The sequence below is a fragment of the Microbacterium aurantiacum genome, assembly GCF_031625015.1.
Lineage (GTDB): Bacteria > Actinomycetota > Actinomycetes > Actinomycetales > Microbacteriaceae > Microbacterium > Microbacterium aurantiacum.
The window spans coordinates 227889-242818 of the sequence record NZ_JAHWXH010000002.1; the positions used below are offsets into that span (position 1 = coordinate 227889).

The window sequence follows — 14930 nt, forward strand, 5'->3', positions numbered from 1 at the left end:
GGCCCGGCGGATCGCGTTGATAGGGTCGTTCCGGCCCGGAAACCACACCCGGACACCGATCGATCCAGGAGCAGCCCCCATGTCCCAGACACTTCCCGTCGATTCGTTGAAGGGCCGTGTCGCCCTGGTCACCGGTTCCTCCCGGGGGATCGGCGCGGACACCGCGAGATACCTCGCCGAGGCGGGCGCCGACGTCGTCATCAACTACCGCAACAAGGCACCGCGCGCCCAGAAGCTCGCGGACGAGCTGCGCGGGCTGGGCGTGCGCGCGCTCGTCGTGGGCGCCGATCTCACCGACGCGACCTCGGTGCAGCAGATGTTCGCGGAGGTCGAGCGCGAGTTCGGCTCTCTCGACATCCTCGTGCTCAACGCATCGGGCGGCATGGAGGCGGGCATGGCCGAGGACTACGCGCTCGCGCTGAACCGCGACGCGCAGGTGCGCGTCCTCGACACCGCGCTGCCGCTGCTGGCGGCCGGCTCGCGGGTCGTCTTCGTCACCAGCCACCAGGCGCACTTCATCCGCACCACTCCGACCATGCCCGAGTACGAGCCGGTCGCCCTCTCCAAGCGTGCCGGCGAGGACGCTCTGCGCGAGCGCATCCCGGCCCTGACCGAGCGCGGCATCGAGTTCGTCGTGGTGTCGGGCGACATGATCGAGGGCACCATCACCGCGACGCTGCTCGAGCGTGCCAATCCGGGCGCCATCGCCTCGCGACGCGAGTCGGCGGGAAAGCTCTACAACGTGTCGGAGTTCGCCGCCGAGGTCGCGCGCGCCGCGCTGGATCCTGTGCCGGCCGACAACACCCGCCTCGTCGGGGACACCAGCTCGTTCGCGGGGGAGTGACCCGTGCGGGCTCGTGACATCGAGGCCCTCGTCGCCGTCGGCCGGCCGGACATCGCCCCCGACGGATCCTTCGTCGTCTTCGCGACGTCGCGGCCGGACCTCGCCGCCGACCGTGCGGTCGGGCAGATCTGGCGCCTCGACACGGAATCCGGTGCTCACCGCCGTCTGACGCGGGGGGTCTCCGATGCGGCCCCGCGAATCGCACCCGACGGCGAGGCGATCGCCTTCCTCCGCGCCGACGCAGACGGGCGCACGCAGATCTTCGTCATGGCGACGAGCGGCGGAGAGCCGATCCAGGTGACGGATGCCCCGCTGGGCGTCTCGGGATTCGCGTGGGCGCCCGATGCGCGCTCGCTCGCCTTCACCGCGCGCATCCCCGAGCCCGGGCGCTACGGCACCGTGAAGGGTCTTCCCGCCGAGTCGGAGCCCGCCCGCCGCATCACCGGCATCCGCTGGCACGCGAACGGACTCGGCTACATCGCCGATCGCCCGGCGCAGCTCTTCGTGGTCGCCGCGCCCGACCTCGATGCGGAGCCGACATATCCGCCCGCCGTGACGACATCGGGGGACGCTCCGGACCGGGCTGTCGTCCCGGAGGAGGCCCGACGCCTCACGGCCGATGACGCGTCGTACTCGTCACCCGTCTTCACGGCGGACGGCGCCGAGATCCTGGTCGTGCCGGAACGGATCGAAAACGCCCGACGCGACCTGCGCACGAGCGTCGTCGCGGTCGCCGTCGACGGGTCCTCGACGCGGGAGATCCTCTCCACCGCCGCCGGTCTGGCCGTCAACGACATCGCGGTCGCCGCCGATGGGCTGATCGCACTGCTCGCTTACGAGGTCGGCGACGACGGTCGCGACTTCGTCGCGCCGGGGGTCGCGCTGTGGGTCCTCGACGAGCACGGACCCCGCATCCTCACCGATGCCGAGTCCATCGACCTCGGCGAGGTCGGAAGCCACATCACCGTCGTCGGCGGGGCTTTCCTGGTGCAGGATCGCACGCGGGGTCGCGTCCGTCTCCTCCGCGTCGACCGCGAGGGCGGGAACGAGGTCGTCCTCGACGGCGACGTCGAGGTGCTCGGTCACGCGGCGGCAGGGGGAGAGATCGTCGCGGCGGTGGCGACGGCGGATTCCTTCGGCGAACTCGTCCGCGTCGCGGGAGCCGTCCGCCGAACGGTCACGGACTTCGGCGCCCCCGTTCGCGAACGGGGCGTCGTCGCGCCGCGGGAGATCGAGGCGGTCGCCGGCGACGGCTATCCGCTGCACGGGTGGGTCGCGACGCCGGCCGGCGACGGCCCGTTCCCGGTGATCCTGCAGATCCACGGCGGTCCGTACGCCGCGTACGGCGTCCACCTCTTCGATGAGACGCAGGTGCTGGTGGACGCGGGCTACGCCGTCGTCTACGGCAATCCCCGCGGCTCCGCCGGATACGGTCGCGCGCACGGTCGCAGCATCCGACAGGCGATGGGGACGGTCGACATGACCGACGTCCTCGAACTCCTCGATGCCGCTGTCCAGGGCGATGCGCGCCTCGACGGCGGTCGATTGGGGATCATGGGCGGCTCCTACGGCGGCTATCTCACCGCCTGGACCATCGCCCACGATCACCGCTTCGCCGGCGCGATCGTCGAGCGCGGATTCCTGGACCCGATCTCCATGCAGGGCACGAGCGACATCGGGAGCTTCTTCGGCGACGAGTACGTCGGAGTCGACGTCGAGGACATCGCGCGGCAAAGTCCGCTGGAGGTCGTCGGGAGGGTGCGGACGCCCACGTTGGTCATCCACTCCGAGCTCGACTTCCGCTGCCCGTTGGAGCAGTCGACGCGCTACTACAGTGCCCTGCGCCGGCACGGTGTGCCCGCAGAGATGCTCATCTTCCCGGGTGAGGACCACGAGCTGACGCGGGCGGGCCGGCCGAGGCATCGGGTCGAACGCTTCGACGCCGTCGTGCAGTGGTGGAATCGACACCTCCCGGTGGCGTGAGGGACGGATGACGAAGGCCGGGCCCGTCGCGGACCCGGCCTTCGTCATCGCCGTCAGGATTCCTGTGCGATGCCGCGGATGGGCGGCTGGTGGAACGTGGCGCCGAACACGCGCTCGGACGCCCCCTCGCGATCGAGGTACGGGGAGGCTCCGCCGTCGATGAACGGCCACCCGGCTCCGAGGATGAGGCAGAGGTCGATGTCCTCGACCTCGGGGACCACCTTCTCGTCGAGCATGATCCGGATCTCCTGCGCCAGACCGTCCTGCACACGGCGGAGGATCTCCTCAGCCGGAACGGACTGCGATCCGACGTGCGGCTTCACCGTCTTCAGCGCCGCCTTGGTGAATCCCGTCACACGGCCGCCCTTGTCCTTCTCCACGACCTCGTCGAGCTCCGCGAGTCGATGGAAGTTCTCGTGCGAGAAGAACCGGTCGGGGAAGGCGCGCGTCATGGTGTCCTGAACGTGCGCCGCCACCTTCCAGCCGACCAGGTCGATCAGCTGGAACGGCCCCATGGGCAGTCCGAGCGGTGCGAAGGCGCGCTCGACGTCCGCCACGGGGGTGCCCTCGTAGACAGCGCGTGCCGCTTCGCCCATCACCTTGGCCAGCAGCCGGTTCACGACGAAGCCGGGGGCGTCCGCGGTCAGGACGCCGTTCTTCCCGAGGGCCTTCGCCACCACGAAGGCCGTCGACAGTGCGGCATCCGCGGTCTGATCCGTGGAGACGATCTCGATGAGGGGCATCACGGCCACGGGGTTGAAGAAGTGGAAGCCGACCAGTCGCTCGGGATGAGCCAGGGTGCTGCCGATCTCGGCCACGGAGAGAGACGACGTGTTGGTCGCCAGGATCGCGTCCTCCGCGACGATCTTCTCGATCTCGCCGAACACGGCCTGCTTGACACCGACCTCCTCGAAGACCGCTTCGATGACGAAGTCGCAGTCCGCGTAGAGGGTCTTGTCCGTGGTCCCCGTGACGAGACCGCGCAGCTTGTTGGCCGCGTCGGCATCCAGGCGCCCCTTGGCTTCGAGCTTCCCGATCTCTTCGTGGATGTACGCGACACCCTTGTCGACCCGGGCCTGGTCGAGATCCGTGATGAGGACCGGGACCTGCAGTCTCCGCACGAACAGCAGCGCGAACTGGCTGGCCATGAGGCCCGCGCCGATGATGCCGACCTTGGTGACCTTTTTCGCGAGGTCCTTGTCCGGGGCGCCGACCGGTCGCTTCGCTCGTTTCTGCACGAGGTCGAACGCGTACATCGACGCCGCGAACTGGTCGCCCACGACGAGATCGGCCAGGGCGTCGTCCTCGCGGGCGAATCCCTCGGCCTTGGTTCCCGACCGCGCCTTGTCGAGGAGATCGAGGGCGACGTACGGCGACGCGGGCACGGTGCCGATCTTCGATTCGAGCATCCCGCGCGCCATCTTGATCGCCACCGGCCACTTGACGGCACGTTCGATCTTGCCCGGGGTGTTCTTCCGCTCGACGGCGATGCGGCCGGTCAGGACACCGTCCGCCCACCGCAGGGAGTCCTCCAGGTAGGACGCGGCCGGGAAGATCGCGTCCATGATGCCGAGCTCGAAGGCCTGCGCGGGCTTGAGCATGCGGTTCTGCTTCAGCGGATTGGAGATGACGACCTCGAGCGCGTTCTCGATCCCGATGAGGTTCGGGAGCAGGTACGCGCCTCCCCAACCCGGGATGATGCCGAGGAAGACCTCGGGAAGCGCGATGGCCGCCGCCGAGGCGTCCACGGTCCGATAGGTCGAGTTCAGCGCGATCTCCAGGCCCCCGCCGAGCGCGAGCCCGTTGACGAAGGCGAAGGAGGGGACGCCGAGTTCGCCGAGCCGCCCGAGGACCTTGTGTCCGAGCTGGGCGACCAGCCGGGCGTTGTCCTTCGAGCCCACTCGCGTGATGTCGCTGAGATCCGCACCCGCGGCGAGGATGTACTGCTTACCGGTGATGCCGACCGCGTCGATCTCGCCCGCGCCGGCCCGCACGGCGAGCGCGTCCAGGACCTCGCCGAGCTTCGTGAGCGTGGCGGGCCCGAGGGTGTTCGGGCGCGTGTGGTCGCGTCCGTTGTCGAGGGTGATCAGTGCCAGTGTCTTCCCCGACGCCAGCGTCACGTCGCGCACGCGGGAGTGCGTCACGACTTCGCCGTCGGTGAGTGCGTGGAGGGGGGAGAAATCGATGGAGTCGTAGTCGGTCATGCTGTCGGTCCTCACTTGCGCTTCTTGCCGTCGTAGTGCGGGTTCTCCCAGATGACCGAGCCGCCCTGGCCGAGACCCACGCACATCGCGGTGAGGCCGTATCGGACGTCGGGGCGCTCCGCGAACTGCGCGGCGAGCTGGATCATCAGTCGCACGCCGGATGCCGCGAGCGGATGCCCGACGGCGATGGCGCCGCCCCAGGCGTTGACGCGCGGGTCGTCATCGTCGATGCCGAAGTGGTCGAGGAGCGAGATGACCTGGATCGCGAACGCCTCGTTCAGCTCGAACAGACCGATGTCGGAGATGGTCAGCCCCGCCTTGCGGAGGGCCTTCTCCGTGGACGGGATCGGACCGATGCCCATGATCTCGGGCTGCACTCCCGCGTAGGCGAAGGAGACCATCCGCATCTTGGGGGTCAGGCCCAGTTCCTTCACCGCGCCACCGCCCGCGAGCAACGACATCGTGGCGCCGTCGGTCAGCGGGGACGACGTGCCCGCGGTCACACGGCCGTGCGGACGGAACGGCGTCTTGAGACCAGCGAGGTCGGCCATCGTGGTCTGCGGCCGCCGCCCCTCGTCCTCCGTGGCCAGACCCCACGCTCCGTCCGCGTCCTTGATGGCGACGGAGACGAGATCGGGCTGGATCTTCCCCGCGTCGTAGGCGCGCTGCGCCTTCTGCTGGCTGAGCATGCCGAAGCGGTCGGACCGCTCCTTCGTCAGGTGGGGGAAGCGGTCGAAGATGCGCTCGGCCGTCACCCCCATGTTCAGGGCGCCGGGGTCCACCATCTTCTCCGCGACGAAGCGCGGGTTGGGGTCGGCGTTCGTTCCGATCGGGTGACGACCCATGTGCTCGACGCCTCCTGCGAGTGCGACGTCGTACATGCCGACGCCGATCGATGCGGCCATCGTCGTCACGCTCGTCATCGCTCCGGCGCACATGCGATCGATCGCGAACCCGGGAACGCTCTGGGGGAGGCCCGCCAGGATCGCCACGGACCGGCCGAGGGTGAGTCCCTGGTCGCCCGTCTGCGAGGTGGCCGCGATGGCGACATCGTCGATCCGGTCCTTCGGGACCGCCGCGTTCCGCTCCATCAGACCGATGGTCGCCTTGACCGCGAGGTCGTCGGATCGGGTGTTCCAGTACATGCCTTTTTCGCCGGCGCGCCCGAAAGGTGTGCGCATGCCGTCGACGAAGAAGACGTCCGAGATATCGGCCACTCTGCCTCCAATGATTGGGATCGCCGCAAGCCTAGGAGGCCCCTGCGGGCGGGCAGAACCCGGTGGCGGATACCTACGAATCGGTCGGGGCAGCCTCCGCGGGCTCTTGCACGGAATCCACAAAGGCATCCGTGATCAGCTGTGCAGTCTGGTCAACCTGCCAGCCGCGGGCGCCGAGGGTCAGCAGCGCAGCCGCGATCGCGTCGACGCTCATCACCGCGGGCGGAGCCCATGCCACGCGTCGGAGCAGATCGGGCGTCAGGAGGTTCTCCGTCGGCATCCGGAGCTCGTCCGCCCGCTGCTCCACCCGCGGCCGGGCCGTCTTCAATCGGGCATCGGCGTCGGGGTTGCGATCGGCCCAGACACGAGGCGGTGGGAGCGTGTCGCCGTGGGAGACACGCTCGCGGGGAAGATCGGTCTCGGCGCGACCTGCTTCGAACGCGGCCCACCAGCGATCGAGCTGCGAGCGGCTGGCGCGACCGGTGAACTCCTTGACCCCGGCGAGTTCCTGCTTCGAACGGGGATCGGCGATGACCGCCGCGACGAGCGCACGGTCGGGCACCAGACGGCCGGGTGCGACATCCTCCTGGCGGGCGTACTCCTCCCGCGCCGTCCAGAGAGCGCGCGCGACCGCGAGTCCTCGGCGGCCGCGTACCGTGTGGAGCCCGCTCATCCGACGCCAGGGCTCCTCGCGCGCGGGCTTGGGCTCACGCAGGAGGACGGCGAGGAACTCCTCTTCCGCGAACTCGGACTTCTCCTGCTCCTCGAGCTCGGCGACGAGCGCATCGCGGACATCGATCAGATGCACGACGTCGAGCGCGGCGTACTCCAGCCAGGATTGGGGGAGGGGTCGGGTGGACCAGTCCGCGGCGGAATGAGCCTTGGCCAGGGTGATGCCGAGCGTCTGCTCCACCACGGCCCCGAGTCCCACGCGTTCGTGACCCAGCAGGCGGGCCGCCAGCTCGGTGTCGAACATCCGCTCCGGCTCCAGCCCCAGTTCGCGCAGCGACGGCAGATCCTGGCTGGCGGCGTGCAGCACCCACTCCTCGTCGACGAGGACGTCCTGGAGCGGAGAGAAGTCGGCGATCGGCGGGGGGTCGAACAGGAACACGCCGGCGCCGCGCCGGAAGACCTGGACCAGATACGCCCGTTGCGAGTACCGGAATCCGGAGGCGCGCTCCACGTCGACGGCCACGGGACCCGTGCCGGCCGCGATGGCGCGCGCCGCCTCCTGCAATCCCGCATCGTCGACGATCACGTCGTACGCCGTCACTGCAGCGACCTGCGCGATCCCAGCATCTCGATCCCTTCTGAACCCGGCGGGAGCCCCGCCAGCATGCACACGAGCTCCGCCCATGCTTCCACGTGTCGCTCGATGGGACCCGTGGGCGACCACGACGCGCGCAGTTCGATCTGCGATCCGTCGCCCTCGGCGGCGAGGGAGCCGAACCCGCGGGACAGTGTCTTCGTGGCGGTACCCGCCTCTGCGTGGAAGGACGCCTCGCGGGACGTCAGCGCATCGACCAGCCAGGACCAGGCGACATCGGCGAGCATCGGGTCCACGCCGATGTCGGATTCGAGCGGTGCCTGGGCGAAGCAGACGATCCGCCAGGGTCCTTCCCAGGATGCGGGCTCGCTGTCGTCGTGCAGGAGGATGAAGCGCCCCGTGCCGAAGACGGAGTCGCCCGTCGTCGCGTCCGGGCGGACATCTCCGGCCAGCGCGATCGAGTCCGGGGCGAGTCCGGCGGGGGCCGGAATCTCGCGGACGGAGAAATCGTCCCGGTATTCGACCGCGCGAACATCCTCCGCGACCTGCGCGAAGGTCGGCGACGCCGGTCGGCGGTGATCTTCCACCCGGACAGACTAGAGTGAGGCCCCGATGGTCTCCTCCAGGCGCGCCGCTGCGGGCGGCGCCTTCCCCGCCCCGGCATCCGCGATCCGCATCCTGATCACGGTCCTGAGCAGTGCGCTCTCTGCGGTGCTGAGTCTGTGGGCCCTGACGGCCCTGCGGATGGCGCGACGGGTCGTGACACCCGCCGCGCGTGTGGCCGACACCCAGATCCTCGATCTCGACACCACCGCGCAGACCATCCGGCTCTCGAAGACCGAGGACACGGCGCTCCCGGGCAGGTACGGGCTGTTCACGCGCGGGTCCGAGCCGTACCTCAAGCTGGGGACGGTCCTCGCCGAGGACGCCGACAGCGTGACGCGCAAGCTCCTCACCCACATCGGCTCGGATGCCCGTCTCGACAGTGCGGCCGCCTTCAGCGGCTGGTACTTCGACCATCCCTCCGACCTGCACCTCCCTTATACGCCCGAGCTCATCGGATCCGGCATCGGCCCCTGCCCCGCGTGGCTGTTCCCGGCCGGCGAGGGCGACGTCTGGGTGATTCAGGTGCACGGGCGCGGCACGACCAGAGCGGAATGTCTCCGTGCCGTCCCGCTGTTCCACGGCCTCGGGATCACCTCGCTCGTGGTGTCCTATCGCAATGACGGCGAGGCGCCGCGGAGCCGCGCGGGCACGTATGCCCTCGGAGCCACCGAGTGGCGCGACGTCGACGCGGCGGTCGGCTTCGCCCGTCGCCGCGGTGCGAAGAGGATCGTCCTCATGGGCTGGTCCATGGGTGGCGCCATCGCGCTGCAGGTCTCCCTCAACTCCGCTCACCGCGACCGCATCGCCGCGCTGATCCTCGAGTCGCCCGTCGTCGACTGGCGCGTCGTGCTGGACTACCAAGCCGGCATGATGAAGGTTCCCACCCCGGTCAGCTCGCTCGCGATCCATGCGCTCGAGAGCGACTGGGGATCGGCTCTCGTGCACAGCGGTGGTCGGATCCCCTTCGATCGCCTGGATGTCATCGCCCGCGCCGCAGAGCTACGGCATCCGATCCTGATCCTGCACAGCGACGACGACGGCTTCGTCCCCTCCGACGCCTCGCACGATCTCCTCGTCGCGCGCCCGGATCTCGTCCGTATGGAGGTCTTCGAAGTGGCGCGACACACGAAGCTCTGGAACTACGACCAGGAGCGCTGGAGCTCCGCGATCTCCGACTGGCTTCGCGCCCGGGGGCTCACGCCGCAGGACCAGACCTCGGAGGATGCCCGATGAGTGCCGCCGTCGGGGTGGTGCACCTCGTCGACCGCACGCCGCAGCTCTCCGGTGCCGAGATGGTGGCCGCCCTCGTGCCGCCGCCGCAGTTCACCACCGCGCGGTTCGACACCTACCGGGCGGATCCCGCGTATCCCTCGCAGCAGGAGGCGAAGGATCTCCTCGTCCGGTTCGCCGGGGGAGGACCGGCACCGGCGAGGGGCGGACTCTTCCGTCGCGCCAAGCGCGAACCTGCTCCACGTCCGGGTGTCTACCTCGACGGCGGGTTCGGTGTGGGGAAGACCCACCTGCTGGCCGCGATCTACCACGACATGCCCGCGCGACGGAAGTACTTCGGCTCGTTCATCGAGTACACCGCGCTCGTCGGCGCCCTGGGCTACAAGAACACCGTCGAGCTGTTCCGAGGCGCAGATCTCCTCTGCATCGACGAGTTCGAACTGGATGACCCCGGCGACACGATGGTGATGACGCGGCTGCTCGGAGAGCTGGTCACCGGGGGCACGCGTTTCGCCGCAACATCCAACACGCCGCCCAACGCGCTCGGGGAGGGGCGCTTCGCCGCGCAGGACTTCCTCCGCGAGATCCACGCGATGGCGGAGAGGTTCCAGACGATCCGCATCGACGGGACCGACTATCGGCAGCGTGCCGTCGACGGCCACGCGGTCTCACTCAGCACCGCCGAGTACGACGCCGCGATCGGTGATGCGGCGGCCCTGGGAACGGCGACCGATGATCGCTTCGAAGATCTCATCGCCCATCTCGCACGTGTGCACCCCTCGCGGTACATCCGACTGATCGAGGGCGTCGACACCGTGGGGCTCCGGGACGTCGACGTGTTCACCGACCAATCGGCGGCGCTGCGATTCGTCGCGTTCATCGACCGCGTCTACGACGCGCAGATCCCCATCCGGGCGACCGGAGTCTCCCTCGACGGCGTCTTCCCCGAGGAGATGCTGTCCGGCGGATACCGCAAGAAGTACCTGCGCGCCATGTCGCGCCTCGTCGCTTCGACGCTCGCCTGACACACCGGCATCCGCTCGTCGAGCGCGCTCCGGGCGTTCGCGGTCCTTTCGCGCGTGCGTGAAACGTGATGTTTACCTCGCGTTCCCTCGCGTAACCAACGCGAAACACGGGGTGCACGGCGCACGAAACCCCCGCTCGCAAAACTGGGCGTGCCCGACAGCCGTGACCCGACTCGGCGCCGGCATGGGCTTTTTGTGTAACACGACACATGGATGAGGATTCTCATGGACAGCGGAAATCTTGCCTGGTTGATCACCGCGTCAGCGTTGGTGCTCTTGATGACGCCAGGCGTGGCGTTCTTCTACGGAGGCCTCGTCAAGGCGAAGAGCGTCGTCAGCATGATGATGATGAGCTTCGGTTCGATGGGCCTCATCGGAGTGCTCTGGATCATCTACGGCTTCAATATGAGCGCGGTGCCGGAGGGCAACGTGTGGGCCTTCGCCGGAAACCCCTTCTCCGACCTCGGTCTCGGCAGCCTCAGCAGCGACGACCTGGTCGGCGCTCTCTTCAGCGCGACCTTCGCGATCATCACCGTCGCCCTGATCTCCGGCGCGATCGCCGACCGCGCCAAGTTCGGTGCGTGGATGATCTTCGCCGGTATCTGGGCCACCGTGGTCTACTTCCCCGTCGCCGCGTGGGTGTGGGGTGGCGGCTGGATCCTGAACCTCGGTACCTCGCTCGGGTTCACCGCGGAGGTCATCGACTACGCCGGTGGTACCGCGGTGCACATCAACGCGGGCGCTGCGGCCCTCGCCCTGGCGCTCGTCCTCGGCAAGCGCATCGGCTTCCAGAAGGGCATCCAGAAGCCCCACAACGTCCCGCTCGTCTTGCTCGGCGCGTCGCTCCTGTGGTTCGGCTGGTTCGGCTTCAACGGCGGTGCGGAGGGTCTGGGTGCCCTGGGTACCGAAGACAGCGTCGTCGGTCTGATCGTGATCAACACCCTCGGCGCCACCGCCGCTGCCATCATCGGATGGCTCATCGTGGAGAAGCTCAAGGACGGAAAGGCCACCTCGGTCGGCGCCGCCTCCGGTGCCGTCTCCGGCCTCGTCGCGATCACGCCGGCCTGTGCGAACCTGACCCCCGGTTGGGCGCTCCTCCTCGGTGTCGTCACCGGTGCCGTCTGCGCCCTCGCGATCGAGCTGAAGTGGAAGCTCGGTTACGACGACTCGCTCGACGTCGTGGGCATCCACCTCGTCGGTGGCCTCATCGGAACCGTCTACCTCGGCTTCTTCGCCACCGAGACCGGCCTGTTCCTCGGCGGCGGCTGGGAGCAGCTGATCGTCCAGGTCATCGCCGCGGTGGGCGTCCTGGTCTACTCCTTCGTCGTGGCCTTCATCATCGGCTTCGCGATCCAGAAGACCATCGGATTCCGCGTCAAGAACGAGGACGAGCTCGCCGGTGTCGACACCAGCGTGCACGGCGAAGAGGGCTACCTCATCGACGAGCGCGTCTGACGTCTCTCGAACCGCCCGGCAGGGGCGTCGCGGATCCTCCGCGGCGCCCCTGCCGCTCGTCATAGGGTGAGCGGATGAGTCGCCTCTCGTCGCTGTTCTCCAAAGCCCTGAGCGTGCTCGTGCCGCCGCGAGCGCGCGCTTCGCGTCACGCGGAGGCCACGGCATCCGCCCCGCACACCACTCGGCAAATCCGACCGCCGCGGCCCGCGGACCTGCGGCTCGCGTACGCCCCCGATGCGGACGGAGATCCTGATGCGGGCGAGGTGATCTGGACGTGGGTGCCCTACGTCGAGAACGACGGGCGGGGGAAGGATCGTCCTGTGCTCGTCATCGGTCGACGCGACGACGACCACGTGTACGGCGTGCGGCTGACCAGCCGAGCCCACGACGGAGACCGCGACTTCCTCCCGCTCGGCTCGGGGGCGTGGGATTCGCAGGGGCGGCCGTCGTGGGTGGACATCGAGCAGATCTACCTCGTCCACCGGGGCGGGATGCGCCGAGAAGCCGCAGCTCTCGACCTGGATCGGTTCACCCGCGTCGCGCGGGCGCTGCAGCAGCGCTACGGATGGGATGCCGGAGCCTGACCGCCCCTGAACCGGCGGACCCCGCCCACACGCAGAAGACCCCCGCCGAGGCGAGGGTCAGGAGTGGGCGATACCGGACTCGAACCGATGACCTCTTCCGTGTGAAGGAAGCGCGCTACCAACTGCGCCAATCGCCCATGGCCGTGTGGCCGGTTACCGATCCTACCCGACGCGGACGGTCGCCAACGACACCGGCGCCCGGGACACACCCGGGGCGCGGCTGGTTTTGCACTCGGCCCGTCCTGGGCTAAAGTCATTCAAGCGCCCGGGGAAATCCGGGAGCATGCGGATGTAGCGCAGTTGGTAGCGCATCACCTTGCCAAGGTGAGGGTCGCGAGTTCGAGTCTCGTCATCCGCTCGAGTGCAGTGGTTCCTGGAACCAGCACGTGGGGTCAAACCACACGCGGTGGCGTGGCCGAGCGGCTAGGCACCGGCCTGCAAAGCCGTTTACACGGGTTCGAATCCCGTCGCCACCTCGCTCACAACTTCATAGCCCATACGGGCGCGATTGGCGCAGCGGTAGCGCGCTTCCCTGACACGGAAGAGGTCACTGGTTCGATCCCAGTATCGCGCACAGAACAAAACCCCCGGTTTACCGGGGGTTTTTTCATTGTTCGGTGCTGCGCGGGCTATCGTCTCGGCATGGGATCCGACAGCCTCGTACGCGAGATCAGAGACGCACTCCGCGCACGGGCAGACCCCGAGAGGGCGGTGGCGCAGCAGGCGTACATGAAGTCCGTCCTCCCCTTCTACGGGGTACGCCTTCCCGAGGTCCGGGCGGTGGCACGTTCGGCCGCGCGATCGTACGAGATCCCGGTCGCGGCGGAGGCGGCATCCGTTCTCTGGGACACCGTCACGCACCGTGAGGAGTGGTACGCCGCGATGGCCCTCCGCGGACTTGCCGGGCTTCGACGGGCGCCGGACACCCTCGAGGTCGTGACCGCCATGGTCCGGTCGGGGCGATGGTGGGACATCACGGACGAACTGAGCCACCGCGTGGCCGACATGCTCGACGCGGATGCCGTGACCACCGCCCGTGTCGTCCGCGCGTGGAGCGTTGATGAGGACCTCTGGATGCGGCGGCTCGCGATCATCTCCCAGCTCGGCAGGAAGGAACGGACGGATCGGGCGCTCCTCGCCGACGTCATCGAGCCCAACCGCGGGGACGCGGAGTTCTTCGTCGCCAAGGCGATCGGCTGGGCGCTCCGCGACTACGCGCGGACAGATCCGGACTGGGTGCGCGCCTACCTCGATGCTCACGACCTCCGCGCATTGTCGCGCCGGGAGGCCGCGCGTCACCTGCTCTAGCGGGGTGCCCCGAGGGCGAGCGGGACCACCGCGAGGAAGAGGGTGAGCGGAGCGATCACAAGGCCCAGGATGACGAAGGTCCGCCACCGCACCGGCACCCCGGCGGAGCGGAGCCGATCCGCCCAGAGCAGGGTCGCGAGCGACGCCCACGGGGTGACGAGGGGCCCGGCGTTCACGCCGACGAGCAGAGCGGCCAGACGCGCGGGGGAGTCCGCCACCGCCTCGAGGGCGAGGTAGGCGGGGAGGTTGTTGATGCCGTTCGCGAGGAGCGCGCCGGCTCCCGCGAGCTGCCAGAGTGAGAACAGATCCTCACCGGACCCGGCGATCACCCCGAGCACCCGTCCGCTTCCGAGCGACTCGAGCGCCGCGACGGCGGTGAAGAGACCGAGCACGAAGATCAGCAGCGACCAGGGGACGAGCCGCACCGACAGCGCTTTCGGTGCGCGCCAGGCGAAGACCGCGGCCAGGACGAGCGCGGCGGCCGTCGCGGGGATCCAGGGCTCCAGACCGCTCACGAGGAGGGGGAGGAGAGCACCGGTCACGACACCGGCCGCGATCAGGAGGGGACGATCCGCAGTGACGGGTTCCGACGCGGTCGGATGCGTCCGGGGGAGCCGCGGCAGGAAGACCACCGACAGCACTCCGACCGAGACCACGATCGCGAGCAGGGCCGACGGCCCGAGAAGCCGGAGGAAGGCCGCCGGATCGTTGCCGGTGCCGAGGCGGTCCAGGGAGAGCAGATTGGTGAGGTTCGACACGGGAAGGACCAGCGACGCGGTGTTCGCCAGCACGACGGTGACGAACGCGAAAGGCAGCGGGTCGAGTCGCCTCGACACCGCCACCGCCACCACGACCGGCGTGAGCAGGACCGCGGTGGTGTCGAGGGAGAGGAACGCGGTCGCGGTGACGGCGAGCGCGACGATGAGGATCCACAGCGCCGCGGTCCGCCCACGCGCGAGCCGCGCCAGACGGCCGGCGAGGAGGTCGAAGAGCCCGGCTCTGGCGGCGAGCTCGGAGACGACGGTGACGGACACGACGAAGACGAGGACGGGCCAGACCCGCTCCGCAACCGTCGCGAGCTGCGCGGGCGGAAGAATGCCGACCCCCACGGCGATCCCGCCGAGAGCGGCGAGCGCCGCGCCGATGATCGCCAGAGTCACCGCTCCATACTGGGCCACGGGAAGGCCCGCTGTGTCCGACCGGCCGG

12 protein-coding genes and 4 tRNA genes are annotated in these 14930 nt (G+C 69.2%); 10 read left to right on the plus strand and 6 right to left on the minus strand.

Annotated elements, in window-relative coordinates:
* The first annotated feature begins 79 nt into the window (after positions 1-79).
* A complete protein-coding gene (locus tag KZC50_RS10735; RefSeq protein WP_053547394.1) occupies positions 80-844 on the plus strand; it encodes an SDR family oxidoreductase in 765 nt (254 codons plus the stop codon).
* Between the two features lie 3 nt (positions 845-847).
* The gene (locus tag KZC50_RS10740) at positions 848-2827 is read left to right on the plus strand and encodes a S9 family peptidase (RefSeq protein ID WP_310891690.1); all 1980 of its coding nucleotides are present in this window, start codon (positions 848-850) and stop codon (positions 2825-2827) included.
* A gap of 53 nt (positions 2828-2880) precedes the next feature.
* On the opposite strand, the gene KZC50_RS10745 is transcribed toward KZC50_RS10740, so the two are convergent.
* From KZC50_RS10745 to KZC50_RS10760, 4 genes are all read right to left on the minus strand, one after another.
* Entirely contained in the window at positions 2881-5031 is a 2151-nt protein-coding gene (locus KZC50_RS10745; RefSeq protein WP_310891691.1) for a 3-hydroxyacyl-CoA dehydrogenase NAD-binding domain-containing protein, read from the minus strand.
* A gap of 11 nt (positions 5032-5042) precedes the next feature.
* The gene (locus KZC50_RS10750) at positions 5043-6248 is read right to left on the minus strand and encodes a thiolase family protein (RefSeq protein WP_053547397.1); all 1206 of its coding nucleotides are present in this window, start codon (positions 6246-6248) and stop codon (positions 5043-5045) included.
* A gap of 73 nt (positions 6249-6321) precedes the next feature.
* A complete protein-coding gene (locus KZC50_RS10755) occupies positions 6322-7521 on the minus strand; it encodes a ribonuclease D (protein ID WP_310891692.1) in 1200 nt (399 codons plus the stop codon).
* A complete protein-coding gene (locus KZC50_RS10760) occupies positions 7518-8102 on the minus strand; it encodes a DUF3000 domain-containing protein (protein WP_053547399.1) in 585 nt (194 codons plus the stop codon). The genes KZC50_RS10755 and KZC50_RS10760 overlap by 4 nt, the downstream gene beginning before the upstream one ends.
* A gap of 25 nt (positions 8103-8127) precedes the next feature.
* Between KZC50_RS10760 and KZC50_RS10765 the strand changes: the two genes are divergently transcribed.
* From KZC50_RS10765 to KZC50_RS10780, 4 genes are all read left to right on the plus strand, one after another.
* A complete protein-coding gene (locus tag KZC50_RS10765; protein WP_053547400.1) occupies positions 8128-9354 on the plus strand; it encodes an alpha/beta hydrolase family protein in 1227 nt (408 codons plus the stop codon).
* Positions 9351-10376 (plus strand): cell division protein ZapE, encoded by a 1026-nt coding sequence (zapE, locus tag KZC50_RS10770; protein WP_301132350.1) that lies wholly within the window; start codon positions 9351-9353, stop codon positions 10374-10376. The genes KZC50_RS10765 and zapE overlap by 4 nt, the downstream gene beginning before the upstream one ends.
* Positions 10377-10601: 225 nt before the next feature.
* A complete protein-coding gene (locus KZC50_RS10775; protein ID WP_236968438.1) occupies positions 10602-11831 on the plus strand; it encodes an ammonium transporter in 1230 nt (409 codons plus the stop codon).
* A 74-nt stretch (positions 11832-11905) separates the two neighbouring features.
* A complete protein-coding gene (locus KZC50_RS10780; protein ID WP_082334642.1) occupies positions 11906-12415 on the plus strand; it encodes a type II toxin-antitoxin system PemK/MazF family toxin in 510 nt (169 codons plus the stop codon).
* Between the two features lie 64 nt (positions 12416-12479).
* On the opposite strand, the gene KZC50_RS10785 is transcribed toward KZC50_RS10780, so the two are convergent.
* A tRNA-Val gene (locus tag KZC50_RS10785) sits at positions 12480-12552 on the minus strand.
* Positions 12553-12700: 148 nt separating this feature from the next.
* Here KZC50_RS10785 and KZC50_RS10790 point away from each other — a divergent pair.
* From KZC50_RS10790 to KZC50_RS10805, 4 genes are all read left to right on the plus strand, one after another.
* Positions 12701-12773 (plus strand) — tRNA-Gly (locus KZC50_RS10790).
* Between the two features lie 47 nt (positions 12774-12820).
* Positions 12821-12891 (plus strand) — tRNA-Cys (locus KZC50_RS10795).
* 26 nt (positions 12892-12917) lie between these two features.
* Positions 12918-12989, plus strand: a tRNA-Val gene (locus KZC50_RS10800).
* Positions 12990-13057: 68 nt separating this feature from the next.
* Positions 13058-13723 (plus strand): DNA alkylation repair protein, encoded by a 666-nt coding sequence (locus KZC50_RS10805; protein WP_310891693.1) that lies wholly within the window; start codon positions 13058-13060, stop codon positions 13721-13723.
* Here the strand turns inward: KZC50_RS10805 and KZC50_RS10810 are convergent.
* Positions 13720-14883, minus strand: a complete 1164-nt coding sequence (locus KZC50_RS10810) for an SLC13 family permease (RefSeq protein ID WP_310891694.1) — start codon at positions 14881-14883, stop codon at positions 13720-13722. The two genes, KZC50_RS10805 and KZC50_RS10810, sit on opposite strands and share 4 nt — an antisense overlap.
* Positions 14884-14930 lie beyond the last annotated feature (47 nt).

Bases quoted from the DNA above. Each gene is read 5' to 3' on its own strand.
- KZC50_RS10765 (WP_053547400.1), top strand. From the start codon at position 8,128: ATGGTCTCCTCCAGGCGCGCCGCTGCGGGCGGCGCCTTCCCCGCCCCG.
- KZC50_RS10805 (WP_310891693.1), top strand. From the start codon at position 13,058: ATGGGATCCGACAGCCTCGTACGCGAGATCAGAGACGCACTCCGCGCA.
- KZC50_RS10780 (WP_082334642.1), top strand. From the start codon at position 11,906: ATGAGTCGCCTCTCGTCGCTGTTCTCCAAAGCCCTGAGCGTGCTCGTG.
- KZC50_RS10775 (WP_236968438.1), top strand. From the start codon at position 10,602: ATGGACAGCGGAAATCTTGCCTGGTTGATCACCGCGTCAGCGTTGGTG.
- KZC50_RS10735 (WP_053547394.1), top strand. From the start codon at position 80: ATGTCCCAGACACTTCCCGTCGATTCGTTGAAGGGCCGTGTCGCCCTG.
- KZC50_RS10745 (WP_310891691.1), bottom strand. From the start codon at position 5,031: ATGACCGACTACGACTCCATCGATTTCTCCCCCCTCCACGCACTCACC.
- zapE (WP_301132350.1), top strand. From the start codon at position 9,351: ATGAGTGCCGCCGTCGGGGTGGTGCACCTCGTCGACCGCACGCCGCAG.